General features: G+C 69.5%; 21 protein-coding genes and 1 pseudogene. 10 read left to right on the top strand and 12 right to left on the bottom strand.

Translation table 11 applies throughout. The annotated features are described in order from the left end of the window. The 4 genes and pseudogenes from NS3_RS29605 to NS3_RS25170 all read left to right on the top strand — a co-directional run. Positions 1-581 (top strand): annotated as a pseudogene (locus NS3_RS29605) (DNA polymerase III subunit gamma/tau); the annotation flags it as partial. Positions 582-837: 256 nt separating this feature from the next. After that, positions 838-2,052, top strand: coding sequence for an acetyl-CoA C-acetyltransferase (locus NS3_RS25180; RefSeq protein ID WP_067864542.1), 1,215 nt, complete (start codon positions 838-840; stop codon positions 2,050-2,052). A gap of 38 nt (positions 2,053-2,090) precedes the next feature. Continuing rightward, positions 2,091-4,241: a 3-hydroxyacyl-CoA dehydrogenase NAD-binding domain-containing protein gene (locus tag NS3_RS25175; protein WP_067864540.1), complete on the top strand. Its 2,151-nt coding sequence runs from the start codon at positions 2,091-2,093 to the stop codon at positions 4,239-4,241. 300 nt (positions 4,242-4,541) lie between these two features. Continuing rightward, positions 4,542-8,147 carry a serine/threonine-protein kinase gene (locus NS3_RS25170; protein WP_245649800.1) on the top strand — a complete coding sequence of 1,202 codons (3,606 nt, stop codon included), beginning with the start codon at positions 4,542-4,544 and terminating at the stop codon, positions 8,145-8,147. An 11-nt stretch (positions 8,148-8,158) separates the two neighbouring features. Here the strand turns inward: NS3_RS25170 and NS3_RS25165 are convergent, their stop codons facing one another. Both NS3_RS25165 and NS3_RS25160 read right to left on the bottom strand, forming a co-directional pair. Next, positions 8,159-9,475, bottom strand: a complete 1,317-nt coding sequence (locus NS3_RS25165) for a class I SAM-dependent methyltransferase (protein ID WP_067864537.1) — start codon at positions 9,473-9,475, stop codon at positions 8,159-8,161. After that, positions 9,472-10,923: an FAD-binding oxidoreductase gene (locus NS3_RS25160; RefSeq protein ID WP_067864533.1), complete on the bottom strand. Its 1,452-nt coding sequence runs from the start codon at positions 10,921-10,923 to the stop codon at positions 9,472-9,474. Before NS3_RS25160 ends, NS3_RS25165 begins: the two co-directional genes overlap by 4 nt. A 174-nt stretch (positions 10,924-11,097) precedes the next feature. Between NS3_RS25160 and NS3_RS25155 the strand changes: the two genes are divergently transcribed. After that, positions 11,098-11,532, top strand: a complete 435-nt coding sequence (locus tag NS3_RS25155; RefSeq protein ID WP_067864570.1) for an SRPBCC family protein — start codon at positions 11,098-11,100, stop codon at positions 11,530-11,532. A 68-nt stretch (positions 11,533-11,600) separates the two neighbouring features. On the opposite strand, the gene NS3_RS25150 is transcribed toward NS3_RS25155, so the two are convergent. From NS3_RS25150 to NS3_RS25140, 3 genes are all read right to left on the bottom strand, one after another. Beyond that, positions 11,601-11,954, bottom strand: coding sequence for a VOC family protein (locus tag NS3_RS25150; RefSeq protein WP_067864530.1), 354 nt, complete (start codon positions 11,952-11,954; stop codon positions 11,601-11,603). A gap of 104 nt (positions 11,955-12,058) precedes the next feature. Continuing rightward, a complete protein-coding gene (locus tag NS3_RS25145; protein WP_067864527.1) occupies positions 12,059-12,868 on the bottom strand; it encodes a MerR family transcriptional regulator in 810 nt (269 codons plus the stop codon). Between the two features lie 48 nt (positions 12,869-12,916). Then, a complete protein-coding gene (locus tag NS3_RS25140; protein WP_245649799.1) occupies positions 12,917-13,405 on the bottom strand; it encodes a hypothetical protein in 489 nt (162 codons plus the stop codon). 398 nt (positions 13,406-13,803) lie between these two features. Between NS3_RS25140 and NS3_RS25135 the strand changes: the two genes are divergently transcribed. Next, entirely contained in the window at positions 13,804-14,136 is a 333-nt protein-coding gene (locus NS3_RS25135) for a YbaB/EbfC family nucleoid-associated protein (RefSeq protein WP_067864524.1), read from the top strand. A 15-nt stretch (positions 14,137-14,151) separates the two neighbouring features. After that, entirely contained in the window at positions 14,152-14,760 is a 609-nt protein-coding gene (gene recR / locus NS3_RS25130) for a recombination mediator RecR (protein WP_067864521.1), read from the top strand. Positions 14,761-14,820: 60 nt separating this feature from the next. On the opposite strand, the gene NS3_RS25125 is transcribed toward recR, so the two are convergent. Together NS3_RS25125 and NS3_RS25120 are read right to left on the bottom strand one after the other, a co-directional pair. Next, entirely contained in the window at positions 14,821-15,468 is a 648-nt protein-coding gene (locus NS3_RS25125) for a hypothetical protein (protein WP_067864518.1), read from the bottom strand. 101 nt (positions 15,469-15,569) lie between these two features. Beyond that, positions 15,570-15,776, bottom strand: coding sequence for a hypothetical protein (locus NS3_RS25120; RefSeq protein WP_067864515.1), 207 nt, complete (start codon positions 15,774-15,776; stop codon positions 15,570-15,572). Between the two features lie 116 nt (positions 15,777-15,892). On the opposite strand from NS3_RS25120, the gene NS3_RS25115 reads away from it, so the two are divergent. Together NS3_RS25115 and NS3_RS25110 are read left to right on the top strand one after the other, a co-directional pair. Beyond that, complete coding sequence (locus NS3_RS25115; RefSeq protein ID WP_067864565.1) at positions 15,893-16,165, top strand: type II toxin-antitoxin system Phd/YefM family antitoxin; 273 nt, start codon at positions 15,893-15,895, stop codon at positions 16,163-16,165. Continuing rightward, entirely contained in the window at positions 16,162-16,536 is a 375-nt protein-coding gene (locus tag NS3_RS25110; RefSeq protein WP_067864512.1) for a type II toxin-antitoxin system VapC family toxin, read from the top strand. The genes NS3_RS25115 and NS3_RS25110 overlap by 4 nt, the downstream gene beginning before the upstream one ends. A 1-nt stretch (position 16,537) precedes the next feature. On the opposite strand, the gene NS3_RS25105 is transcribed toward NS3_RS25110, so the two are convergent. The 4 genes from NS3_RS25105 to NS3_RS25090 all read right to left on the bottom strand — a co-directional run bounded on the left by NS3_RS25105 (position 16,538) and on the right by NS3_RS25090 (position 21,673). Further along, positions 16,538-17,248, bottom strand: coding sequence for a type 1 glutamine amidotransferase (locus NS3_RS25105; RefSeq protein ID WP_067864509.1), 711 nt, complete (start codon positions 17,246-17,248; stop codon positions 16,538-16,540). 154 nt (positions 17,249-17,402) lie between these two features. Next, positions 17,403-18,635, bottom strand: a complete 1,233-nt coding sequence (locus tag NS3_RS25100) for a Mur ligase family protein (RefSeq protein ID WP_067864506.1) — start codon at positions 18,633-18,635, stop codon at positions 17,403-17,405. Between the two features lie 143 nt (positions 18,636-18,778). After that, the gene (locus NS3_RS25095) at positions 18,779-20,467 is read right to left on the bottom strand and encodes a hydroxysqualene dehydroxylase (protein WP_245649798.1); all 1,689 of its coding nucleotides are present in this window, start codon (positions 20,465-20,467) and stop codon (positions 18,779-18,781) included. 132 nt (positions 20,468-20,599) lie between these two features. After that, a complete protein-coding gene (locus tag NS3_RS25090; protein WP_084495903.1) occupies positions 20,600-21,673 on the bottom strand; it encodes an EamA family transporter in 1,074 nt (357 codons plus the stop codon). A gap of 128 nt (positions 21,674-21,801) precedes the next feature. Here NS3_RS25090 and NS3_RS25085 point away from each other — a divergent pair, with 128 nt between their 5' ends. Beyond that, on the top strand, positions 21,802-22,698 hold the full coding sequence (locus tag NS3_RS25085; RefSeq protein ID WP_067864500.1) for a LysR family transcriptional regulator: 897 nt from the start codon (positions 21,802-21,804) through the stop codon (positions 22,696-22,698). 124 nt (positions 22,699-22,822) lie between these two features. Here the strand turns inward: NS3_RS25085 and NS3_RS25080 are convergent, their stop codons facing one another. Continuing rightward, the gene (locus tag NS3_RS25080; protein WP_067864497.1) at positions 22,823-24,649 is read right to left on the bottom strand and encodes a MinD/ParA family ATP-binding protein; all 1,827 of its coding nucleotides are present in this window, start codon (positions 24,647-24,649) and stop codon (positions 22,823-22,825) included. Positions 24,650-24,747 lie beyond the last annotated feature (98 nt).

Raw genomic sequence — 24,747 nt, 5'->3', positions numbered from 1 at the left:
GGCTGTCGGAGCCGCGCAATGTCGAGGCGATCCGGTCGGCGATTCGCGAGGTGCTCGGCATCGACTACGAGGTCCGCTGGGAGGGCGGATCGGGGGCACGGCCGCAGGCGCAGGCGCCGCGCCCGAAACAGGCCGCGGCGCAGGGCAACCGCTCCGGTCAGGGCGGTGCGGCGCCGGGGCGCGGCGGTCAGGCTGCCCAGGCGCAGGCCAAGTCGGGCAGGCAAGGAGGGTTGCCGCAGTTCTCGCGACCGAGTCAGGCGGCGGGCGGCGCGGCTGAGAGTGCGCGGCCGAAGCGGTCGGGGCCGGTCGGGTACGACGACATTCCACCCCCGGATTTCCCGGACCTCCCCGACGACCCCGGACCGGGGGACTTCGCGCCGCCGGACCCCGCGCAGTTCGAGACCTCGGTGCCGGGCGAGTACGCACCGCCCGCGGCGCCGGGGCCGCTGACGGCCGAGGAAGAGCAGGAGATGCTCGCCGAGGCGGCGAAGCCGGTGGCGCCGGAGGATCGGCGCGACCCGGACGAGGTCGCTCTGGAATTGCTCCGCGCCGAACTCGGCGCTACCCGGCTGGATGGTTGACAACCACCGGCCCGACGACGTTAAGTTAACGGGAGTTCGCACACCGGCGCTACTATGAACGGGTGGCCGCGAGCTCCGATCCGACGAGGTTCTATGGTATGCCCAGACGTGCGGGCGGCCAGAGCGTGCGTCTGTCGGTGCGTGCCGAGTTTTGTACAGCGTTAGGACGGTCGGTCACACGGCCGGTCGGCGAGGTTATCCGCGCCTGTACCGCATACCGCGGTGCGGGGGCACCTTAAGGAAGGAACACTCCGATATGACCACAGAGGCCTACATTTACGAGGCCATCCGCACTCCGCGCGGCCGCGGCAAGAAGAACGGCTCGCTGCATTCGGTCAAGCCGCTCGACCTGACGGTCGGTCTGGTTCAGGAGCTGCGCAACCGCTTCCCCAACCTCGACGAGGACCGGATCTCCGACCTGATCCTGGGCTGCGTCGGTCCGGTGGGCGACCAGGGCGCCGACATCGCGCGCACCGTGGTCACCGTGGCGGGCCTGCCCGACACCGTCGGCGGCTTCCAGCTGAACCGGTTCTGTGCCTCCGGCCTCGAAGCGGTCAACCTGGCCGCCCAGAAGGTGCGCTCGGGCTTCGACGACCTGGTCATCGCCGGTGGCGTCGAGTCCATGTCCCGCGTGCCGATGGGCTCCGACGGCGGCGCCTGGGCGCTGGACCCGGCCACCAACTACGACACCTACTTCGTTCCGCAGGGTGTCTCCGCCGACCTGATCGCCACCATGGAGGGCTTCACCCGCGAGATCGTCGACGGTTACGCGGTGCGCTCGCAGGAGTTGGCGGCCAAGGCCACCACCGGCGGCTACTTCGCCAAGTCGCTCGTGCCGGTCAAGGACCAGAACGGTCTGATCGTGCTCGACAACGACGAGCACATGCGTCCGGGCACCACCCTCGAGGACCTCGCCAAGCTGCAGCCCTCGTTCGCCATGGTCGGTGAGATGGGCGGCTTCGACGCGGTGGCGCTGCAGAAGTACCACTTCGTGGAGAAGATCGACCACGTTCACCACGGTGGCAACAGCTCGGGCATCGTCGACGGCGCCGCCCTGGTGCTGGTCGGCTCCGAAGAGGCGGGCAAGGCCTCGGGTCTGACCCCGCGCGCCCGCGTCGTCGCGACCGCCACCAGCGGTGCCGACTCCACCATCATGCTGACCGGCCCGACGCCGGCCACCAAGAAGGTGCTCGACAAGGCCGGCCTGACCGTCGACGACATCGACCTGTTCGAGATCAACGAGGCGTTCGCCTCCGTGGTGCTCAAGTTCCAGAAGGACCTGAACATCCCGGACGAGAAGCTGAACGTCAACGGCGGCGCCATCGCCATGGGCCACCCGCTGGGCGCCACCGGCGCCATGATCACCGGCATCATGGTCGACGAGCTGGAGCGCCGTAACGGCCGCTACGCGCTGCTCACCCTGTGCATCGGTGGCGGCATGGGCGTGGCCACCATCATCGAGCGGGTCTGATCCCACCGGTCACTGATTCAACAAGGAGACACAGAGCTGTGAGCGAAACCAACATGATCGGTTGGGAAAAGGATTCGGACGGCATCGTCGTACTGACGATGGACGACCCGAACCAGGGCGCCAACACGATGAACGAGCTGTACAAGAAGTCGATGACCGAGACGGTCGACCGGCTCGTGGCCGAGAAGGACGACATCACCGGTGTCGTGCTGACCTCGGCGAAGAAGACCTTCTTCGCCGGCGGCGACCTGAAGAACATGATGAACGTCGGCCCCGAAGACGGCCAGGCGCTCATGGAAGAGCTGACCGAGATCAAGGGTGCCCTGCGCAAGCTGGAGACCCTCGGCAAGCCGGTCGTCGCGGCCATCAACGGCGCGGCCCTCGGCGGTGGCCTGGAGATCGCGCTGGCCACCCACCACCGCATCGCCGCCGACGTCCCCGGCTCGCAGATCGGCCTGCCCGAGGCGACCCTGGGCCTGCTGCCCGCCGGTGGCGGCATCATCCGCACCGTGCGCATGCTCGGCCTGCAGAACGCGCTCATGGGCGTGCTGCTCCAGGGCCAGCGCAACAAGCCGGCCAAGGCCAAGGAGATCGGCCTGGTCGACGAGCTGGTCGGCTCGGTCGAGGAGCTGGTGCCCGCCGCCAAGGCGTGGATCAAGGCCAACCCCGAGGGCGGCGTGCAGCCCTGGGACAAGAAGGGCTACAAGATCCCCGGCGGCACCCCGGCCAGCCCGGCGTTCGCGGCCAACCTGCCCGCCTTCCCGGCGAACCTGCGCAAGCAGCTCAAGGGCGCCAACATGCCTGCTCCGCGTGCCATCATGGCCGCCGCGGTCGAGGGCGCGCAGGTCGACATCGACAACGCGTCGCTGATCGAGTCGCGCTACTTCGTGCACCTGCTGACCGGCCCGGTCGCCAAGAACATGATCCAGGCCTTCTTCTTCGACCTGCAGTCGATCAACAACGGCGGCTCGCGTCCCAAGGACGTGCCGAAGAAGGAGATCAAGAAGGTCGGCGTGCTCGGCGCGGGCATGATGGGCGCGGGCATCGCCTACGTCTCGGCCAAGGCCGGCTACGAGGTCGTGCTCAAGGACGTCACCATCGAGGCGGCCGAGCGCGGCAAGAACTACTCGGAGAAGATCGAGGCCAAGGCCCTCTCCCGTGGCAAGACCACCGAGGAGAAGTCCAAGGCGCTGCTGGACCGGATCAAGCCGACCGCGGACCCGGCCGACTTCGCCGGCGTCGACTTCGTCATCGAGGCCGTCTTCGAGAACACCGAGCTCAAGCACAAGGTGTTCCAGGAGATCGAGGACATCGTCACCCCGGACGCCCTGCTGGGCTCCAACACCTCCACCCTGCCGATCACCGGTCTCGCGACCGGCGTGAAGCGCCAGGAGGACTTCATCGGCATCCACTTCTTCTCGCCTGTCGACAAGATGCCGCTGGTGGAGATCATCAAGGGTGAGAAGACCTCCGACGAGGCGCTGGCCCGGGTGTTCGACTACACCCTCGCCATCAAGAAGACCCCGATCGTCGTCAACGACAGCCGCGGCTTCTTCACCTCGCGCGTGATCGGCACGTTCGTCAACGAGGCGATCGCCATGCTCACCGAGGGCATCGAGCCCGCCACCATCGAGCAGGCCGGTTCGCAGGCGGGCTACCCGGCGCCGCCGCTGCAGCTGACCGACGAGCTGAACATGAAGCTCATGCAGAAGATCGCCCGCGAGACCGAAGAGGCCGCCAAGGCGGGCGACGCGGCCATGGGCACCGAGCGCCACCCGGCCATCGACGTCATCGACTGGATGGTCGAGCAGGGTCGCCCGGGTCGTCTGGAGAAGGCCGGCTTCTACGAGTACGACGAGAACGGCAAGCGTCTGGGCATCTGGCAGGGTGTTCGCGAGCACTACAAGACCACTGCCGGTTTCGGCGTGCCGCTGCAGGACCTGATCGACCGCATGCTGTTCGCGGAGGCGATCGAGACCCAGAAGTGCTTCGACGAGGGTGTGCTCGAGACCACCGCCGACGCCAACATCGGCTCGATCTTCGGCATCGGGTTCCCGGCCTGGACCGGTGGCGTGCACCAGTTCATCGTCGGCTACCCGGGTGGCCAGGAGGCCTTCGTGGCCCGTGCCGACTACCTGGCCGAGAAGTACGGCAAGCGCTTCGAGGTTCCGGCGTCGCTGCGCAAGTGAAGTATCGGGTGAGCTGACGCTCGCCGGGTGGAGCCCGTCACCGCATTGCGGTGGCGGGCTTCCGCCGTTTCTCCACCACACCGAGACCCCACCGCGCTACGTTGGATATGCGCAGGCAATGAGGACTCGCGGTATGTCCGCCGGTCCGGCCGTCGTCGGCACGAGGTGGTCCAGGTGAAGCATCAGCCGCGTTCGGACGGGTCCGAACTCGATGCGGCCCAGGTCGATGTGAGCGACCGGCCGGTGGCCGGATCTTCGCGTGCCGGAACCGCAGGCGAACCCACCCAGCGTCACGCCCCGATCGGCATCGTCGACGAACTGGAAGAGGCAGGGCTGACGGGCGCGGTGGAGATCGGTCGCGGCGGGTTCGGTGTGGTGTACCGGTGCTGGCAGGTCGCGTTGGATCGGGTCGTCGCGGTCAAGGTGTTGTCGCCGGACATGGACGCCGAGAGCCGGGAGCGGTTCCTGCGCGAGGAGCAGGCGATGGGCCGGGTGTCCGGGCATCCGAACATCGTCGACATCCTGCAGGTCGACGTCACCGCCGCCGGTCTGCCGTTCATCGTGATGCCGTTCTGCGCGCACGGATCGCTCGAACAGCTCATCGTCGAACAGGGACCGCTGAGCTGGGCCGATACCCTGCGCGTCGGGGTGAAACTGGCGGGCGCCATCGAGAGCGCGCATCGCGCCAGGATCCTGCACCGCGACGTCAAGCCAGGGAATGTGCTGCTCAGCGCCTACGGCGAGCCGCAGCTGACCGACTTCGGGATCGCCCGCATCCCCGGCGGGTTCCGCACCTCCAGCAACCTGATCACCGGCTCGCCCGCCTTCACCGCCCCGGAAGTGCTCAAGGGCGAGGAACCCACCGTCCGCTCCGACGTCTACGGTCTGGGCGCGACGCTGTTCGCACTGCTCACCGGGCACGCGGCATTCGAGCGGCAGGCCGGTGAGCGAGTGGTCGCGCAGTTCTTGCGGATCACCACCCAGCCCGTTCCCGACCTGCGTGATCAGGACATCCCCGCGCCGGTGGCCGAGGCCATCGAGGCCGCCATGTCGCCGGAGGTCGATCGGCGCCCTGCCTCGGCCTTCGAGTTCGGCGAGATGCTGCGCGCGGCGCAGCGCGAACTCGGACAGGTGCCCGACGAGATGGCGCTGCTCGACCCGGTCACGCACGACCAGGATCTCGGTGAGGTCGCCGCCGAGGCCGAGGACCAGGCGGCGCGTACGCAGTGGTCGACGCGGTCGATGCCCGCGGTCGCCTCGCGGCGCAGCTGGCCGTTGACCCTGCGACCGAACGTGTCCAAACATCCCGGCGCGACCGATGCCGGGACGCGGGCAGGGGTGTCGAACACCGTGGCGGCCGAGACCGGATGGTCGACCACCGGTTCGTCGACCGCCGCCCCGCCGCCGACCGCCGCGACCAAGTTCCGCCCGGCCACGCCCGCCAAGGAGCCCCTGGCCCGGCCGCGTCTGCTGGAGGTGTTGCGCGCGGGCGGGCGGCGCAGACTCGCCCTCATCCACGCGCCCGCGGGCTTCGGCAAGAGCACGGTGGCCGCGCAGTGGCGAGCGGAGCTCACCGAACGCGGGATGCCGGTCGCCTGGATCAGCCTGGATCGCTACGACGACACCGAGGTGTGGTTCCTGGCGCATCTGCTGCAGGCCATCCACCGGGTGCGTCCGGACATCGGCGTCGGCTTGGAGCAGGTGCTCGAGGAAGAGCTCGATGACGCGGTCCCCTATGTCATCAGCACGCTGATCGACGAGGTGCACAGCGGCGGGGAGACCATCGTGGTGGTGATCGAGAACTGGCACCGGATCACCGACCCCGGCGCGCTGCGCGCGATGGACACTCTGCTCGGCAACGGCTGCCACCACCTGCGATTCGTGGTGACCAGCCGCGACCAGTCCGGCCTGCCGCTGAACACCATGCGGGTGGACGACGAGCTGGTCGAGATCGGTTCGGCGCAACTGCGGCTCACCCTCGAGGAGACCGCCGCCATCCTGGTGGAACGCAACGGGTTCGACCTCACCGACAAACAGGTGGAGCAGATCCACCGATCCACCGACGGCTGGCCGGCCGCCGTGCAGTTGATCAGCCTGGCGCTGCGCGGCAACAACGATCCGCAGCGGCTGCTGGCCTCCGGCCCGGAAAGCGGGCACAACATCCGCGAGTACCTGGCGGAGAACGTGCTCGACACACTCGAACCCCGGATGCTCGACTTCCTGACCGCGGTCGCGGTCACCGAGCGGGTGAACGCCGAGTTGGCGGCCGCGCTGTCGGAGGACAGCGAAGCCGAACTGTTGCTGGCCCAGGCCGAACAGCGCGAGCTCTTCCTGCGCCGCATCGACCACGATCCCGGCTGGTACCGGATGCAGCCGCTGTTCGCCGAGCATCTGCGTACCCGCCTGGAACGCACCGATCAGCCGAAACTGCGTGCGCTGCACCGCAAGGCCTCTCGCTGGTACGCCGAGCACCAGTTCCTGCGCAAGTCCGTCGATCACGCGCTGGCGGCGACCGACCTGAAGATGGCGCTGGATCTGGTCGAAGGCGGCGGCATGGACCTCATCGACGGCTCCCGGCTGGCCACCCTGCTCGGCACCGTTTCGAAACTGCCGCTGCAACAGGTGACTTCACGCTCCAAACTGCTGATGGCGGTGGCCAGGGCCAATGTGAACCTGCAGCAGTCCGACGCGGCGCGCTCGGCGCTGGGCAGACTGACCAACATGCTGCCCGGTGGCGAGGCCGCCGAGGAGGGCGAGACGCGCAATCAGCGCCGCGAGGCCGCCGTGCTCGCCGCCGCGGACGCGGTCACCCGCGATCACACCGAGGGGGTGCTCGACCAGATCGCCGATGTCCTCGACGATCCCGGCGATCTGCCCACCTGGACGGTGTCGACGGCGGCGAACGTGGCCGCCTACGCCCGCTTGTGCGCCTTCGACTTCGACGGGGTGCGCGAGATCCAGGACTGGGCCGCGCCCTATCACGAGAAGTCCAAATACCAGCTGGGCCCGGTGTTCGGCCTGCTGGCGCGCGGTGTGGCCGCCTACGAACAACTCGATGTGCCGGGTGCGCTCGAGCACTTCGAGGCCGCGTGCGAGACCGCGCGCCGGGCCGGACCGCGCTCGCACGGGGTGCGGGTGGTCTCGGCGATGCTGGGCGAGCTGAGATACCGGGCGGGCGATCTGGCGAGCGCCGACCGGCTGCTCGACGAGAGTCATCAGCTGGTGGCCCGGGTCGGCACCGTCGACGTGCTGCTCGCGACGTTCGTGATCGGCGCGCGGGTCAAGGCGCTGATCGGGGACATGCGCGCCGCGACGGCCCGGCTGGAGGAGGGCGAGCGCATCGCCGCCGACGGCGGTCTGCCCCGGTTGGCCGCGTATGTCCGGGCCGAGCGACTGCGTCTCGGCCTGCCGGTGCCGGCGCCGCCGGAGGAGGAATTGCTCAGCGGCCGGGGCGTGCGGCGCGCGCGTGGCGCCGAGGCGCTCATCGCCGAGGCCCAGGAGATCGCGGCCATCCGGGCCATGCTGGCAGGCATGCCCGCGCACGCCGAGGAGACGGCGGTGCGCCACGCTCGCGCGCTGTACGGGCGGACCATCGAGCAGGGCCGTCCGCGCGCCGAACTCGACACCGCCCTGCTGCTGGCCGAATGCCTGGCGGCCGCGGGCTGGGTCGGCGAGGCGACCTCCTTGCTCGTGCCCGCCGCCGAGACGTGCGCCCGGCTCGGCTGGTCGCGACCACTGCTGGACGCCGGACCCAGAGTGGTCGCGATCCTGCGCGTGCTGCGCAGCGAAGCCCGCCCGACCACCGGGGACGCGCCCGCCGAGGACGCGTCCGCCGCGGAGCCGGGCGCCTCGCCGCCCGACGCGCCGCCGCTACCGGGACACTTCCTCGACGACGTACTCGGCTGATCCGTGTCGGCTCAGGGTTGCCACCAGGGGCGCAGCGGAACCGTCCAGCTGCCGTCCGCGGGCAGCTTGACGCCGAGCACCTGGTGCAGCTGCACCACATTGCGCTGGAAGCCCAGCCGCGATCCGGCCATGTACAGACCCCACACCTTCGCCGTGCCCTCACCGACATCGGCGACGCAGGCATCCCAGTTCTCGACCAGGTTCTTGCACCATTCGTGCAGCGTCAGCGCGTAGTGCTCGCGCAGGTTCTCCTCGTGCAGCACCTCGAGGCCCACGTTCTGGATCTCGGAGATGATGCGCCCGGAACCGATCAGCTCACCGTCGGGGAAGACGTAGCGGTCGATGAAATCGCCCGCCCTGGTGGTGCGGGTGTTGTCCGGCCGGGTGATGCAGTGGTTGAGGAAGATGCCGCCGTCGCGCAGCTTGTCGCGGATGTAGCCGAAGTAGAACGGGTAGTTCTGCACGCCGATGTGCTCGGTCAGACCGATCGAGGACACCGCGTCGAAAGCGGTCTCCGGCACGTCGCGGTAGTCGCAGTGGCGCACCTCGGCCAGCTCGCTCAGGCCGTCTTCCTCGATCTTCTCGCACGCCCAGGCCGCCTGTTCCGCGGAGAGGGTCGCGCCGATGACCCGCACGCCGCGCGCGGCCGCGTAGCGCACCATGCCGCCCCAGCCGCAGCCGATGTCGAGTAGCCGGTCGCCCGCTTTCAGCTTCAGCTTCTCGAACACCAGGCGGTACTTGTTCTCCTGGGCCTGTTCCAGCGTCCAGTCCGGTTCGCCGTAGGTGGCACAGGTGTAGGTCATCGACGGGCCGAGGACGTATTCGTAGAACTCGTTGGACACGTCGTAGTGGTGATGGATCGCCTCGGCGTCGCGGGCCCTGGTGTGGCGCAGGCCCTCCAAAGCGATACGCCGCCAGCGCGGGAGTGTCTCCTGCGGTGGCGGCGCGATCGGCTTGAGTCTCTCCCAGCCCAGCGACCTGGCTACGGTCACCAGTGCCAGCGCGGAGGGGCGCCGGAACCGCAAGCCCTGCAATGCCTTCAGCACGTCATAGGGATCACCGGGGTGTACGCCCGTGACGGTCAGGTCGCCGGAGACGTAGGCGCGCGCCATGCCGAGATCGCCCGGCGCGGTGGCCAGGTAGTTGATGCCGCGCGGGGAAGCGATGTGCAGGGTGTACGGAGATTCCTCCGGGCCCGTCGCGCTGCCGTCGTAGGCGGTCAGCCGGATCGGGCTCGTGCCCTCGATGAGGGTGTCGAAGACTTCGGCGATGGTCAGTTTGGTTCCGAGATCGGCGAAGACGTCGGAGCGGTCCTTGAATGTCGTCATCTGCGTTGCACCGCCTTCGAATACAAGTCCAGCAGACGCTGGTCCGGGTCGTAGCGTTTCTTGAGATCGGTGTAGATCTGCCCGCCGTACAGCTCCGCGAACTCGTCCTCGCGGTAATAGGAATCCGAGTACAGCGATTTGTGGCCGTCGAACTCGGTCACGGTCTGTTCGATCGCGCGGTTGGCCGCGCCCTCCGGTTGCCCGGGGACGGTCGGCACGGCCGACCAGAATCCGACGTTCACATAGGTGCGTTCGCGCTCGAGCGGATACAGCGGCCAGCCCCGCGTTCCGCCGACACCGCGCACCGCGGGCCCGTGCTCGCGCAATCGCAACGGGCACAACCAGATCGGCTCGATCGGGATCTCGCGCAGGAACCACTCGACGAAATCGGCGGTCCGCTCGACCGGCACCTCGATGTCCTGCACGACCCGCTCGCGCGGCGGATTGCCCTTGCGGGCCTCGATCTTGTCGCCGATCTTGTACTTGTGATCCAGCGCGACCAGCTTCCAGTAGAAACTGCTGCGCCGGTAGCGTTTCGGCCAGAACCGGCGGATGCGGGGGTTCTGCGCGCCGAAAGCGCGTGAGCACCAGAACCAGTCGGTGTCCCAGCGCCACAGGTAGTCGTGGATGGTCAGCCGGTCGGGCTTCGGGGTGGCCGAATCGTGCTGGATGGAGCGGTAGTAGATGTCCATCCCGGTGTAGTCGGAGACCGGGCCCGGCTCGTCGGTCTGCCTGCCGAGGGTCAGGTAGCCCTCGTCGGCGGTGAACACCACGCCGTCGAGGTAGTCGACCCGTTCGCCGTCATAGCTCCGCTCGTCGACGATGGCGGCCAGCGTGGTCTCCAGCTCGCGCAGATCGTGGAAGCGCACGTGCCGCAGCGCGACGTAGGGCAGCACCGGTTCCAGTTCGATCTTCAGCCGGACCGTGTAACCGAGCGTGCCGTAGGAGTTCGGAAAACCGCGGAACAGGTCGGCGTACTCGCCGTCGGGTGTGGCGGTGAGGATTTCACCCGCCCCGGTCAGCACGTCCATCTCCAGCACCGACTCGTGCGGCAGGCCGTTGCGGAAGGAGGTGGACTCGATGCCGAGGCCGGTGACGGCGCCGCCGAGGGTGATGGTCTTGAGTTGCGGCACCACCAGCGGGGCCAGACCGTAGGGCAGGGTGGCCGCGACCAGATCCTCGTAGGTGGTCATGCCCGCGACGTCGGCGGTGCGCGCTTCGGGGTCGACGGCGATGACGCGGGTCAGGCCCGACACGTCCAATCCGGGGGCGGGGTTGGCTGCTCTGGCCCGGAACAGGTTCGAGGTCTTCTTCGCCAGCCGGACGGTCCCACCAGGGGGGATGGCGCGGTAACTCGCAAGAAGACGGTCGACGCCCGCTCGATGCGCGGCGAACCCTGATTCGCGTGCGGCCGGGGTGTGACCGGCCTTGCCCAGACTCACTGCCACCCCCCCGACGCTAGTACTCGCGGGTCGGGTCGGCCACTGAATACGTGTGATGTCCTTGTAAATCGCAAGGGGTGATACCGAGAGTGCGGGGAATACCGAGGGTGCGCGGCGATGCCCCGCCGGCGCAGGGCAGGATTGGGACAGTCGATCGACAACCCGGACAAGGAGTTCACAGTGGGACAGGTCAGCGCCAGCAGTTCGATCACCGTTGCGGCCGATCCGAAGCGCGCGCTCGACGCCGTGGCGGACTACGTGACGGTGCGCCCGCGCATTCTCTCCGCGCACTACCGGGACTACAAGGTGGTCGAGGGCGGCCGGGGCGAAGGCACGGTCGCCGAATGGATCCTGCAGGCCACCGAGACCCGTCAGCGCGATGTGCGGGCCACCGTCTCGGTCGCGGGCAGCATGGTCACCGAGACCGACGCCAACTCCTCGCTCGTCACCACCTGGACCGTCGCCCCGGAAGACACGGGCTCGAAGATCACCCTGACCACCACCTGGCAGGGCGCCGGCGGCGTCAAGGGCATCTTCGAGGGCATCTTCGCCCCGCTCGGCCTGAAGAAGATCCAGGCCGAGGTGCTCGGGAACCTGCAGCGCGAACTGGCCTGAGCCGCGCTCGGTCGGCCGCGCGCCGGATGCGCGCGGCCGGACGCCCGGACAGCCGGGTGCGGAGCGGGTCAGGCTTCGGTGGCGATGTCGAAGAGGTTGCCCTCGGGGTCGGCCAGCGTGGTCCACACGATGCCGTATTCGTCGAAGTCGCCCCGATGTTCGGCGCCGAGGGTGATCGCCCGGTCGACCTCGGCCTGCCGGTCGGCGGTGTGCAGATCCAGATGGACCACGTTCTTACCGGGGTTGCGCTCGCCGACCTTCAGAAACATCAGGACAGGCTCCTCGCCGGAGGTGCGGCCGATGGAGGCGAAGAACTCGCTGGCGTCGGGATCGACGGCGCGACCGAGCAGTTCGCTCCAGAAGCGGGCTTGGGCGGCGGCGTCGATGCAGTCGAAGGTGACTGCGGCGATGGACAGGGACATGTCGTTCTCCTCGGGTGTCGTCGAGATGGGGGGCGTCGAGATGGGGATGTCGTCACGATAGAGCTGGCGTAGAGATACCGATGCCGTCGAGACAGGGGTGTCGCTCAGAGGACGGGCCAGCAGATCTCGGTGCGGTAGTCGGCCGGATCGGCGGTGTCGCCGGGGCCGGCGAGATAGATCTCGCGCACGGGCTCGGACAGTGCGCGATCATGTTCGGCGACATGGGTTCCCAGCGCGCCGTAGGTGCGGTCGATCTCGTCGAAGGAGCCGCGGTGCAGGGCGATCGCGGCTCGGTGGGCGGGTAGCTCCACCAGCTCGAGTCCGGCGGCGGCGGGTATCGCCTCGCCGCGGGGCACCGGAACATAGGCGAGTACTTCGGCCGCGTCGTCGGCGAAGTAGTCCAGCGGGTAGGTCGCGCCCGCCGGACCGGCCGGCGCGGATCCCGACCGGGCGATCGCCGCGTAGATACGGGGGTAGGCCGCCGCGCACCATCGGTCGATATCGGGCTTGGCGACGACCTCGCGCACGGCCAGCACCCGTGTCGACGGCAGGGCGCGGTATTCGATGTCCAGCGGCGAAGCCGGGGTGAGCAGGGCGCGCAGCGAGGCCACCACGGTCCTGGTGCGCTGTAGCTGTTCCTCCATGCGTTCCAGGTGCGCGCGCAGGGCGGCGTCGCGAGCGGCGATACCGGGGGCCGTCAGCACGTCCTCGATCTCGGGCAGCGGCATGTCCAGCAAGCGCAGCCTGCGGATCAGCAGCGCCTGCTCGACCTGGTCGGTGCGGTAGCGGCGATAGCCGGACCTCGGGTCGATCTCGGCGGGGGCGAGCAGGCCGATGTCGTGGTAGTACCGCAGCGTTTTGACGCTCAGATGCGAAAGACGGGCGAACTCCCCGATGGCGACGGTCGCGGTCATGGGGACAGCAAACACTCTCCAGCACGGGGAGAGTCAAGCCGGATCCGGTCAGTTCGCGAGCGCGAAGGCCAGCAGCAAGGTGTCCGTACCCGCCTCGCGCCACCACGAATAGCCGAGCCAGACGCCGGGGACGACCTCTCTGATCTCGTCGTAGACCTGTGGCGTGGGGGAGGGGGCGTAGTTCAGAACCCAGGTCGGGTCGCCGTCGGCGATCGAGGGTGCGCGATAGATCTCGGCGGGCCAGGCGTCGGTGCCGTCGGCCAGCCGGTTGGTGAGGCTTCCGCCGTCCGGGCCGGTGGCGAACGTCTTACCGGTCCACACCATCGGCGCCAGATCGCTGCCGTACCCCGGCCGGATGACCCGGCCCCTGGTGTATCCCGACGGCGCCGCGCCCGGGTCCGCGGCCGAGTAGATCGCGGCCTGCTGCTCCGGCGTACACCGGGTGCGCAGCGAAGCCAGGGTGGCGACCTTGTCGGTGGGATCGAGCACGCAGCCGCCGCCGAAGTCGACGGACGCCGGTTGGGCGCCTGCGCTCACGGCGCCGCCGAACAGGAGCGCGCCCGCCGCCAGTGCGAGTGCGCCGCTGCGCAGCCCGGTCCTGGTGCCCCCGGCCCTGGTACCCCCGGTAGTGATGTCCCCGGTAGTGATGTCCCCGGTAGTGATGTCCCCGGTAGTGATGTCCCCGGTAGTGATGTCCCCGGTAGTGATGTCCCCGGTAGTGATGTCCCCGGTAGTGATGTCTCTGTGCTGTGAAGAAAGAACTCGTGTCATGCCTGTCGCTGATCCAAACCTGTAGCCAATCCAGTTCTCGCTCCGGCTTCCCCGCAGACGCGAGTCCAAACCCCCACGGCCCGCCGCGACCGCAAGGCCGCGGCGACTAGGCTGAACATCGACGAACCCCGAAACCTCGACACCCCTGCCAGAGAGGACATGCCGTGCAGCCCGGTGGCCAATTCGACATGCAGCAGTTACTCGCCCAGGCACAGCAGATGCAGGAAGCGGTGATGCAGGCGCAGGCCGAGATCGCGGCCGCCGAAGTGACCGGCCAGGCGGGCAACGGGCTGGTCACCGTCACACTCAAGGCCAGCGGCGAGGTCGTCGCGCTGACCATCGACCCGAAGGTCGTCGACCCCGACGATGTGGAGGGTCTGCAGGATCTGATCATCGGCGCGGTCAACGACGCCTCCGCTCGCGCCCAGCAACTGGCCGCCGAGCGTCTGGGACCGCTGGCGGGTGGCGGCTCGCTGCCCGGCCTGCCCGGTTTCTGATCGAGGACACGTCGGTTGTACGAGGGGCCGGTACAGGATCTGATCGACGAACTGGGCAAACTGCCCGGCGTCGGTCCCAAGAGCGCGCAACGCATCGCCTTCCACCTGCTGCAGGTCGAGCCGCCGGAGATCGACCGGTTGCAGGCCGCGCTGCAGAAGGTGCGCGACGGGGTGCGCTTCTGCGCGGTGTGCGGCACCGTCGCCGACGGAGAACTGTGCAGGCTGTGCGCCGACCCGCGCCGGGACCGCACGATGATCTGCGTGGTCGAAGAACCCAAGGACGTGCAGGCGATCGAGCGGACCAGGGAGTTCCGTGGGCGCTACCACGTGCTCGGCGGCGCGCTCGACCCGCTCAGCGGCATCGGCCCCGACCAATTGCGGATCAGGGAACTGCTGACACGTATCGGCAATCAGGAAGACGGCGTGGACGTCTCCGAGGTCATCATCGCCACCGACCCGAACACCGAGGGCGAGGCGACCGCCACCTATCTCGTGCGGATGCTGCGCGATTTCCCCGGGCTGTCGGTCACCCGCCTGGCGTCGGGGCTGCCGATGGGCGGGGATCTGGAATTCGCCGACGAACTGACGCTGGGGCGGGCGTTGTCCGGGCGGCGCGCGCTCTGAGCGCGCCTTGCTCGCCTCGCCTGTGCCCCCGGCAGTGCCCGGCGACGGCGACCGGCGCGATCAGAAGTCGACTCGCTCCCAGGTCCGTGCCTGCACGCTCGCCTGATCTCCGCGGGCCCAGGCCCAGATGATCGCGGCGACGTCGCGTGGCTCGGTCAGGGTGAGGGCGTAGTGCCGGTCCGGTCCGCCGTCGCGGTACTCGACGGCGAATTCGCCCGGAGCGGTGCGGAAGGTCTGGATGTAGTGCTGCGGAGCCCGCTCGGCGATGAGATACGGGCCGGTCCCGGCGAGCTCGGGCACCCACTGGTGGACGAGAGTCTCTGTCAGATAAGGGAATTCGCCCGCCCCGCCGTGGGTGACGGTGACTTCCGCGCGGTCGGCGGGGTCGATCAGCCAGGCCAGTTGCGGATCGTAGAGGGCGTAACCGCGCGGCGTGCCGACCTCGAACAGCAGAGCGCGCACGTGCCCGATGGCGTCGTAGGGGCAGGCCACGTGCAGCACCGACCCGGTCGCCTTACCGCCAACTTCGGCATCGTCGGCCAGGAAGGAGTCCTCCTCCGGCAGCGCGGCATTGCGCTCCTCGATCACCGCGGCCATGGCGGCGACCGCCTCCGTCTGCGGCAGACCCTGTTGCGCTGTCAGGTAGTCGTCCACCTCGGACGAGGTGCGCGCGACACCGGAGGGCAACAGCACGTGGTCGTAGTTCACCCGGCCAGCCTAGTGACGGGCCGGTCGCCGGTGCGCGCCCGGTTCCGTGGCCTGAGCTCGGCCGCGCGTGTCGCGGTTCGAGAGGTCACGCGGCCTTCGCGTCATGCGCTGCGGCGCTGTCCGCGTTCCTCGGCGCAGGCGCATCCGCCCGCCACATCGGCGCAGTCGACGACGAAGGTGTGCCGAGCCCGGTCGAGGTCCACGCAGTCCGGCTCGGTGCACTCCGCCGACCAGTCCTGATGCACGACCAGCGTCCCGTGACAGTGGTCGACCCCGGTGTCGCATCCCCCGCAACCCGGTGCGCGCATGTGCCCTCCTGACTGGAATATCGGTTCATCGGTCGACTAGATGACAACACATGCCTCCGACACGAAGCGCCACCGGCGCGCTGTGGACTAAGCTCTTAGCTAAGGAGGTGGTTCACGTGAGCAGTGCCGCTGAGCAGTTCGACGACGCTCGACAGTTCAACGTCCATGAGGCCAAAACTCACCTGTCGCGGATCCTGGAGCGGGTCGAGCGCGGTGAGGAGATCGTCATCAGCCGTGCGGGCCATCCGGTCGCCAAGGTGGTCCCGCTGGTTCGCGCAGTGGATCGCCTCGGCGGCGGGTCGCTGCGCGGCCAACTGGTGCTCGACTCCGATTGGGACTCCGAGGAGACCAACGCGGAGATCGCGGCGGATTTCGGACACGCCTCGTGAGCCTGCTGCTGGACACTCATGTCGTCCTTTGGTGGTTCGCGGCCGAACCCCGGCTGTCGGATGAGGTGAAAGCCCGGCTGGACCACGAACCCGACGTCCACCTCAGCGCGGTGACACTCTGGGAGATCGCGATAAAGCAAGCGCTGGGAAAACTCGCCGGCCCCGAGGATCTGCTGGAGCGGATACGAGCGGCCGGATTCGTCGAACTGCCGATCCGACACGATCATGCCGTGGCGGCAGGACGACTGCCCCTCATTCATCGAGACCCGTTCGACCGAATGCTGGTCGCGCAGGCGAACTGCGAGGGTCTGACGCTGGTCACCGCAGACCCCTGGTGTCAGAAGTACGACGTTTCGCTGCTCGCGCCCTGATTCAGGCGCGGAGGCGTTCGCGGCGCAGCTGTTCGACCTCGGGGAGGTCGAGGGGAGACAGGGAGTCGACGCCGAGCGCGCGGGCCAGGAGGAGGTCGGCGAGTTCGGGGTTGCGGGCCAGGGCGGGGCCGTGCATATAGGTGCCGAAGACCGAACCCTGGACGACGCCTTCGAGGCCGTCGCCGACGCCGTTGCCGACACCCCGGGTGACGCGGGCCAGGCCCTCGGCGTCGGGGCCGAGAGTGGTGCCGCCGCGGTGGTTCTCGAAGCCGGTGAGGGGAGCGCGCAGGCCGGGGACGATGGGGGCGGTGACGACCTCGCCGATGGCGCGCTTGTCCTGTGGGGAGGTGGTGACGTCGAGCAGGCCGACGCCGTCGACGCGCTCGCCCGAGGAGGTCTCGTACCAGTTGCCGAGCACCTGGATAGCCGCGCAGATGGCGAGCACGGGGGCGCCCTTGGCGGCGGCCTGCTGCAGGCCGGGGTACTGGCGCAGGTGGCGGGTGGCCAGGCGCTGGGCGGAGTCCTCGGCGCCGCCGAGGGTGTAGATGTCCAGTGATTCCGGGACCGGGTCGGTGAGGTTGATCTCCACGATCTCGGCGTCGTGGCCCCGCATGCGCAGGCGCTGGCGCAGGACGAGCGCGTTGCCGCCGTCGCCGTAGGTGCCCATCACGTCGGGCAGCACCAGCCCGATCCGTACCGTCGACTCGCTCATGATTCGTTCCCCACAGTGCTGTCAGCGGTGCGCACAGTGCCGTTGCTCGTGCGCACAGTGCCGTTGCTCGTGCGCACAGCGCTCTTGCTCCTGGCGCTCTTGCTCTTGGCGCTCTTACTCTTGCTCGCCGTGCCGTCGGCTGTCGCGCGCGTGCTCACCGCGACTCGAGATCCCGGTTCAGGTCGCGGAAGGCCGTGTAGTTGGCCAGTACCTCGACCTGTCCCGGCGGGCAGGAGGCGATGGCGCGCAACGGATCCGCCACCGTGGTGTGCCGCACGCCCGCGTAGGTGAGCCGGACCGCGAGGTCGGTGGCGCGTTCGCCCGCGGCGACCACCTCGAGATCCTCGAAGTGCTCGAAGCGCACGTCCCACAGCCAGGACAGGTCCTCGCCGTCGGGTACCTGGCCGTTCACCGCGATGACCAGCCCGGACGCGGAGCGGTCGATCATCGACAGCGCCTCCTGCCAGCCTGCCGGGTTCTTGGCCAACAGCAGCCGGGCGGAATGCTCGCCGACCTGCACCGTCTTGTAGCGGCCCGCGATCTCGCGCACGGTGCCCGCCGCCACCGCGGCCTTGGCGGGCTCGGCGCCGAGCGCCACCGCCGCCGCGACGGCCTGGGCCGCGTTGCCGCGGTTCGCCCGCCCCGGCAGGGCCAGGTGCAGCGGGTAGCGGGTGCTGTCGGGGCCGACCAGATCTTCGCCCTCCAGCGACCAATCCGGTTCGGGGCGTTGAAAATCCGTGCCCGTGCTGTGCCAGTGCGAGCCTTCCCAGATGATCGGCTCGCCACTGCGCGGGCAACTGGTGGCGTCCATCGCCCAGCCGCTGCCCGCGGCCACCCAGATCACGTTCGGGTGGTCGTAGGCGATGGAGGTCATCAGCACGTCGTCGCAGTTGGCGATGACCACCGCGTCGGGGTGCCGGGTCAGGCCCGCGCGCAGCCTGCGTTCGATCATGTTGATCTCGCCGACCCGGTCGAGCTGGTCGCGGCTGAGATTGAGCAGCACGATCGCCGCGGGTTTCAACGCGTCGGAGACGTGCGGGAGATGCAATTCGTCCACCTCGATGGCGGCCAGCGGCACGCCGGGGTGCTGACTCAGCGCGGCGACGATGCCCGCGTCCATATTGGCGCCGTCGGCCTGGGTGGCGACCGGGCCGAGCGTGCTCAGCGCGGCGGTGGTCATCCTGGTGGTGGTCGACTTGCCGTTGGTGCCGGTGATCAGCACCGTCCGGCGGCCGCGACCGAGCTGGGCCATGATCGTCGGATCGATCTTCAGCGCGATCAGGCCGCCGATCATCGAGCCGTTGCCGCGCCCGGCGCGTCGCGAGGCCCACGACGCCGCCGCCGCGGCCCGCAGGGCGATCCGCCCGCGTATCGAAAAGTCCGCCACGCAGGCGAGTGTATGTGTGAGCGGCGCGATGGGCGCGTCCCGGGTCGGCGCCCGGAGCCGATCGCGTCCCGCGGACGACAGTGCGCACCGGTCATCGGCGCGCCGGCGATCGGCGCTTCCCGTGGCCTGCCGCGAGCGTCTTCTCAGATGTCCAGGGCGTTGGGCAGGCCAGCGGCGTAGCGGTCGGCGTCGATGCGGCGCAGCGGTTCCAGCTCGGCGGCGCGGTACAGGGTGTACATCGCGCACCTCGGCGCGTTCGAGCCGGTCGTCTCGAGCAGGGCGTTCACGGCGGCGCGCGCGGACTCGTTGGCGCCTTCCATGGTCGCCAGATCCACATTGGTGCGCACGTAATCTCCCGCCAGGAACAGGTTTTCGAGCGCGCCGTGCGGTTCCGGGCGCAGGTCCCACGATCCGGCGGTGTTGATGAGCAGCGGGTCGGCGTTGGTGTTGCGGCCGGACTGCGCCTGCCAGACGATCGCCGGGTCGAGGAACCAGGAGTGCAGGTCCGCATCGCGCAGCAGTTCGGCGCGATCGTTCAGATGGGCCTTCATCTGGGCCCATACCTCGCGGGCGATCTCCTCGTGCGTGCACTCCATCGCGGGCTTGCCGTAGAGGATGCCCGGGGTGTGCCAGTCGGAGATGTCCACCGACAGGCAGTCGCGCACGGTGCCGTCGCCGTATTCGGGCAGCTTGCGCGCCCACAGGTGGTTCTGGCTGATCGAGGTCAGCGACCACGGCGAGTCGATGTAGGCGGTGTGGCCGGGGGAGATGTCGGGGCTGGAGCGCAGGTAGTACTGGATGCCGGTCATCCAGTCCACGGTCAGCCGGTGCATGCCCTCGAGTTCGGGGCGCACCGCGAGCACCTCCGGTGACCACAGTTCGCGCGCCTGTTCGGCGGCCAGCGCCACCACGACGTGATCAGCGTCGATGGTGCGGGCCACACCGGACTCGTCGATGATGCGCACCCCGGTGACCCGCCGATCGCGGACCTCGAGGCCGCGCACCTCGGCGCCGAGGGCGAAGCGCACGCCGAGCCCGCGCATGTGCTCGGTCCACGGATCGATCCAGGTGAGATTGGTGTGGCCGTTGAGCACCCGGTCCAGCGCGCCGTCGTTGCCGATGCCGAGCGGGTTGCCGAGGAACTGCTCGCCCATGGTGCCGATGGTGCGCACGCTGGCCATGTGGTCCTTGGCCGCGACCATGATGCTGGTCAGGGTGCGCGAGAGCAGAGCGCGGAATTCGTGCGAGCGCTCGTGGCCGCGCACGAAATCCAGCCAGGACATGTATTCCCACTGCCGCAGTCGCCGGGCGTCGCAACTGGTGTTGAACACCAGCAGCCGGTTGGCGAAGAACAGTCCTTCCTCGGGAGTGATCTTCATCGCGGTCGCCAGTGTGGCGCCCAGGGTTTCGGAGAAGCCCGGCTTGCTCGGATCGGGGGGAGCGCCGAAATCCAGGGCGACCCGGAAATCCTCGCCGTCGCGTCGGGCGAATCGCGCCTCCGGCACCGCGACCAGGTTGTTCCACACCCCGTCCGGGTTCGAGCCGAACGGGATCCGCCGCATGGTGTCGGGGATGTGCTGGTAGAAGCCGGGGAAGAAGCGGAAGCCGTGCTCACCGGGCAGCTCCGGCCGCCCGCCGGTGGCGCTGCCGGGGACCGGGATGCTGCGCGCCTTGCCGCCCAGCGCGCGGCGCTCGTAGACGGTGACCTCGAAACCGCGTTCGGCGAGCTCGTGCGCCGCTGTCAGCCCGGCGACGCCGCCACCGAGGACCGCGACCCGTTTACCGCCCGCCGCCGCGGAGTACCCGGCTCGCCAGCCCGCCCCCACCGTCATCGCGCCTACCGCCGCCGCCCCGCGAAGAACTGTTCTCCGGGATACGGCCCACCGCTGATCCGCCATTCGCAATTCGCTGCCCAGCCTCGTCAACCTGCACCGTCGCACACACTGTAGGGATCGGACCAGGGGCTATCCCACCCGCCCCCGTCGCGACCCGCGACCGCCGACACCGATCACGGGATCGCAGCCCCCGGGCGTCGCGCTGTCGGCGACACTACCGGGCACCGCGGTCACGCGCGCGATTTCGCCCATCCCCTCGGTACTTTCGTCACCGCGGGCCTCCGGTCGTGCGGGGCGCCGCATCCCCGGCGGGGACGCCGAGGCCGACACGGTGACGAAAGCTCCCGCGATCACCACGGCCGCGCCGACCAGCTGTGCCGCGGTGGGGGTCTCGTCGAGGACCAGCCAGGCTGCGGCGATGCCCACCACCGGGACCAGCAACGACAGCGGGGCGACGGTGCCCGCCGGATAGCGGCTCATCAGGTATGTCCACAGCCCGGAGCCGCCGACCGTGCCGAGGGTCACCAGGTAGGCGAGGCCGAGCAGGGCGGCGGGCCCGGTCGGGGCGGCGAGATCGGTCAGGGCGCGCAGGCCGGTCGCCGGGCCCTCGGTCATGGCCGACAAGACGAACAGCGGCACCGGGGGTATCACCGTCATCCACAGGGTCAGAGACAGCGGGTTGACCGGCGGCTCGGACCCGGGCGTGGCGGTCGTCGCCAGCCGTGAGCCGATATTGCCCAACGCCCAGCCGAATCCGCCCGCCAGGGTGAGCAGCATCGGCAGCAGCGCCGCCTCGCCCATCCGGTCCGCACCGATCACCGCGATGCCCGCCGAGGCGACCGCCAAGCCGATCAGCTGACGCGGGCGCAGCCGTTCGCGCAGCAGCAGCGCGCCGAGCACCACGGTGAACGGAGCGGAGGTCTGCAACACCAGCGAGGCCAGGCCGGTCGGCATCCCCGTCCGCATGGCGGTGAACAGGAAGGCGAACTGCAGGATGCCGAATCCGATGCCGTAGAGCAGCAGCCAGCGCAGCGGTACCCGTGGGCGGGGCACGAAGATCAGCACCGGGATCGCCAGCACGGCGAAGCGCAGCGCGGCGAAGAACAGGGCGGGGAAATGGTCGAGTCCCGCCCGGATGGCCAGGAAGTTCAGGCCCCAGAGGACGACGACGGCCGAGCCGAGCATGCGGTCGCGAGTGGTCACCCGGTGATCGTGGGCTGCGCGATTGATCAGAACAATCGAATAATTATTGATAGATAATGTAGCGGAGCTTTATTGATGAGGTGGGAGGGCCGGTGGCCGACGACGGTGTGGCGGGGCTTACCCCGGGCATGTCCCTGGAACGGCTCCGGGTGTTGCGAGCGTTCGCCGATCGGGGCACCGTGGCGGGTGCTGCGGCCGCGTTGTCCATGACATCCTCGGCGGTCTCGCAGCAATTGAAGGTGCTGGCCAGGGAGGCCGGCGTCGGCCTGCTCGAACCGGACGGCAGGCGGGTGCGGCTCACCGACGCCGGTCACGCCCTGGTGGTGCGTGCCGATGAAGTGCTCGCCGCGATGGACCGGGCCGTCGCCGAGATGGCGCGCTATCGGGAGTCCCCGCGCGGCCGGGTGCGTGTCGCGTTGTTCCCCTCCGGCGCGGCCCTGCTGCTGCCGCTGGTCCTGCCCGCGCTGGCCGGCGGCGAGGTCGATGTCGTCGCCCGAGACGAGGACGTGCCGCCGGGCGAGGTGCCGGGACTGCTCGCCGATTACGACATCGTGCTCACCCACCGCGACGAACGCTCCCGCCCGTTGACCGGGCCGCGGGTCGCGAGCCGGTTCCTCATGCGCGAACCCATCGACGTGGTGGTCGCGCCCGGCCACCGGCTCGCCGGTCAGCGTGCGGTCGCCCCGGCCGAGCTGGCCGACGAGAGCTGGCTGAGCGTCCGCGGCGGCTTCCCGGTCGACGATGTTCTGGAATCCATCGCCACCGTCACCGGGGTTCAGCCGCGAATCGCACAGCGCATCAACGACTTCCGGGCGATCGAGGCGCTGGTCGCGGTCGGGTACGGCGTCGCGTTGATGCCGCGGTTCGCGGTCACGCATCCGGCGCTGGTGGTGCTGCGGCTGTCCGGGGTCCGGGCGGCCCGCCACTACGACCTGGTCACGCGGCCACGCGCGCAGACACAGCCCGCCGTGGCGACCGTCCTCGCAGCCTTCGAGCGGGCGGCCCGCCGGATCACCGCCGAGTGAGCCCACCGGCGCTGTCCCCGGCCGGGCGGCGGCGCCGGATCGGGCCATCGACGCACGTCCGCGCTCGCGTTGTCGGCGGCGATCCGTCGGCGAGGCCGCGGTACCGCTCGGTCGCCGATGCTGCTCAGTGCTGCGGCGGCGGACCGGGGTACTGGTAGGGCTGCTGCTGATAGTGCTGCGCACCCGTGTAACCGAAGTCGTCGGCCACCATGGCGGCCAGCTCCAGCAGGGCGCGCCGGGTCGGCTTGCTCACCAGTTCCAGGTCGATCTCGGCGCCCTCGGCCAAGTGGTCGTCGAACGGGACGACCTGCACCGCGCGGGTGCGGTCCAGGAAGAGTTTGCGCAGCTGGTCCAGGTCGACGGTGGAAGCGCCGCGCCGGGAAGCGTTGACCACCACCACGGTTCGCTCGACGAGCTTGCCGTAGCCGTGGTGCTCGAGCCAGTCCAGGGTGGCCGAGGCGCTGCGTGCGCCGTCGATGGCCGGGGAGGTCACCAGCACCAGTGAGCTGGCCATGTCGAGTACACCCGCCATCGCCGAGTGCATCAGACCGGTACCGCAGTCGGTGAGGATGATGTTGTAGAACGACTGCAGGATGTTGATGGCCTTGCGGTAGTCGGCCTCGCTGAAGGCCTCCGATACCGCCGGATCTTGTTCGGAGGCGAGCACTTCCAGCCGGCTCGGCGCCTGCGACGTGTGCGCGCGCACGTCCGAGTACCGCGAGATGTGTTGGTCTTCGAGCAGATTGCGCACCGTGGAACGGGTCTGGCGTGGCACCCGGTGGGCCAGGGTGCCCAGGTCGGGATTGGCGTCGATGGCGATGACCCGGTCACCGCGCAGCGAGGCGAAGGTCGAGCCGAGGCCCACGGTGGTGGTGGTCTTGCCGACGCCGCCCTTGAGCGACAGGATCGCGATCCGATAGTCGCCGCGCACCGGCTGATTGACGCGCTCGACCAGATCGCGGTGCACGATGTCGGCCGCGGACTCACCGGGATTGATCATGCCGCCGGAGGCCTTGTGCATGGCGCGCCGCCAGCCGCTGCGCGGGGCGCGACGGGCGCGCTTGAGCAGGTTCAGGTCGTTGACCGAACTGCCGGGCGCGGGCATCTGGCCGTAACCCTGCGGTCCGGCGGGCTGCTGCCCGAACTGGCCGGGCTGCCCGAATTGTTGCGGCCGGCCCACGTTTTGGGGTCCGCCGGGCTGCTGTCCGAACTGGTCGGGCTGCCCGAACTGCTGCGGGGGCGGGCCGGGCTGCGGCTGACCGAGCGGCGGCGGTCCGGGCTGGGGCTGCGGCTGACCGGGCAGGCCGAACTGCTGGTTCTGATCGAATTGCTGCTGGGCGGGGTCGAATTGCTGCGGCTGCTGTGGCTGCTCGAACTGCGGGGGCTGCTCGAACTGCTGGGGAGCCTGTCCGAACTGTGGTTGCTGGAACTGCTGCGGCCCGTTCTGCCACGGTGGGGCGGGGGCGGTGTCCGGGGCGAAACCGGGTGGCGCGAAACCCTGCTGGGGCGGCATGGGTGCGGAAGGCGGCGGCGGGGGAGCCCAGCTGTAGATGGGATCGCCGTTACCGTCCGGGGCCGCGCCGTTCGGGGCGGCAGCGTGTGCATCGGGAACAGGGTAGGGCGCTCCCGGCGGCGGAGGCGCGAAGCCGCCGGACTCCGGGCCGGTCGCCTGCGCGAATTGCCCACTGCCGTAGGCGTCGAACTGTTCGGGGGCGGGCGCGTCGGGGCCGGGCGCGACCGCGTGACCACCGGTGTTCGCGGGAGCGCTCTGCTCGACGGGGTCGGCCGGACGCGACGCGGCCGAGAAGTCGCCGCGCTCCGCGGAATCCGAATCGGGGCCCGCCTGCTCGTGTTCGCCCTGCGCCGTCGGCGATGCGGAGGCCTCGGCCGTGTCCGCCGAATGGCCTTGGAGCCAGGGCGGAGAGGTCGGATTGTGGTCGTTGTCTGTCACAGGTTCCCCCATCTGCTCTTCGAAATCGAGCAGAGAGCTCGGCGCTTGCGTGCGAATCAACGCTAGCAGGTGGGAGCGGTTGCTCGCAGAGCATGCCC

Source organism: Nocardia shimofusensis NBRC 100134, from assembly GCF_001613125.1.
Lineage (GTDB): Bacteria > Actinomycetota > Actinomycetes > Mycobacteriales > Mycobacteriaceae > Nocardia > Nocardia shimofusensis.
Note: the sequence above shows the minus strand (reverse complement) of the source record. Positions and strands in the feature narration are given on the sequence as shown.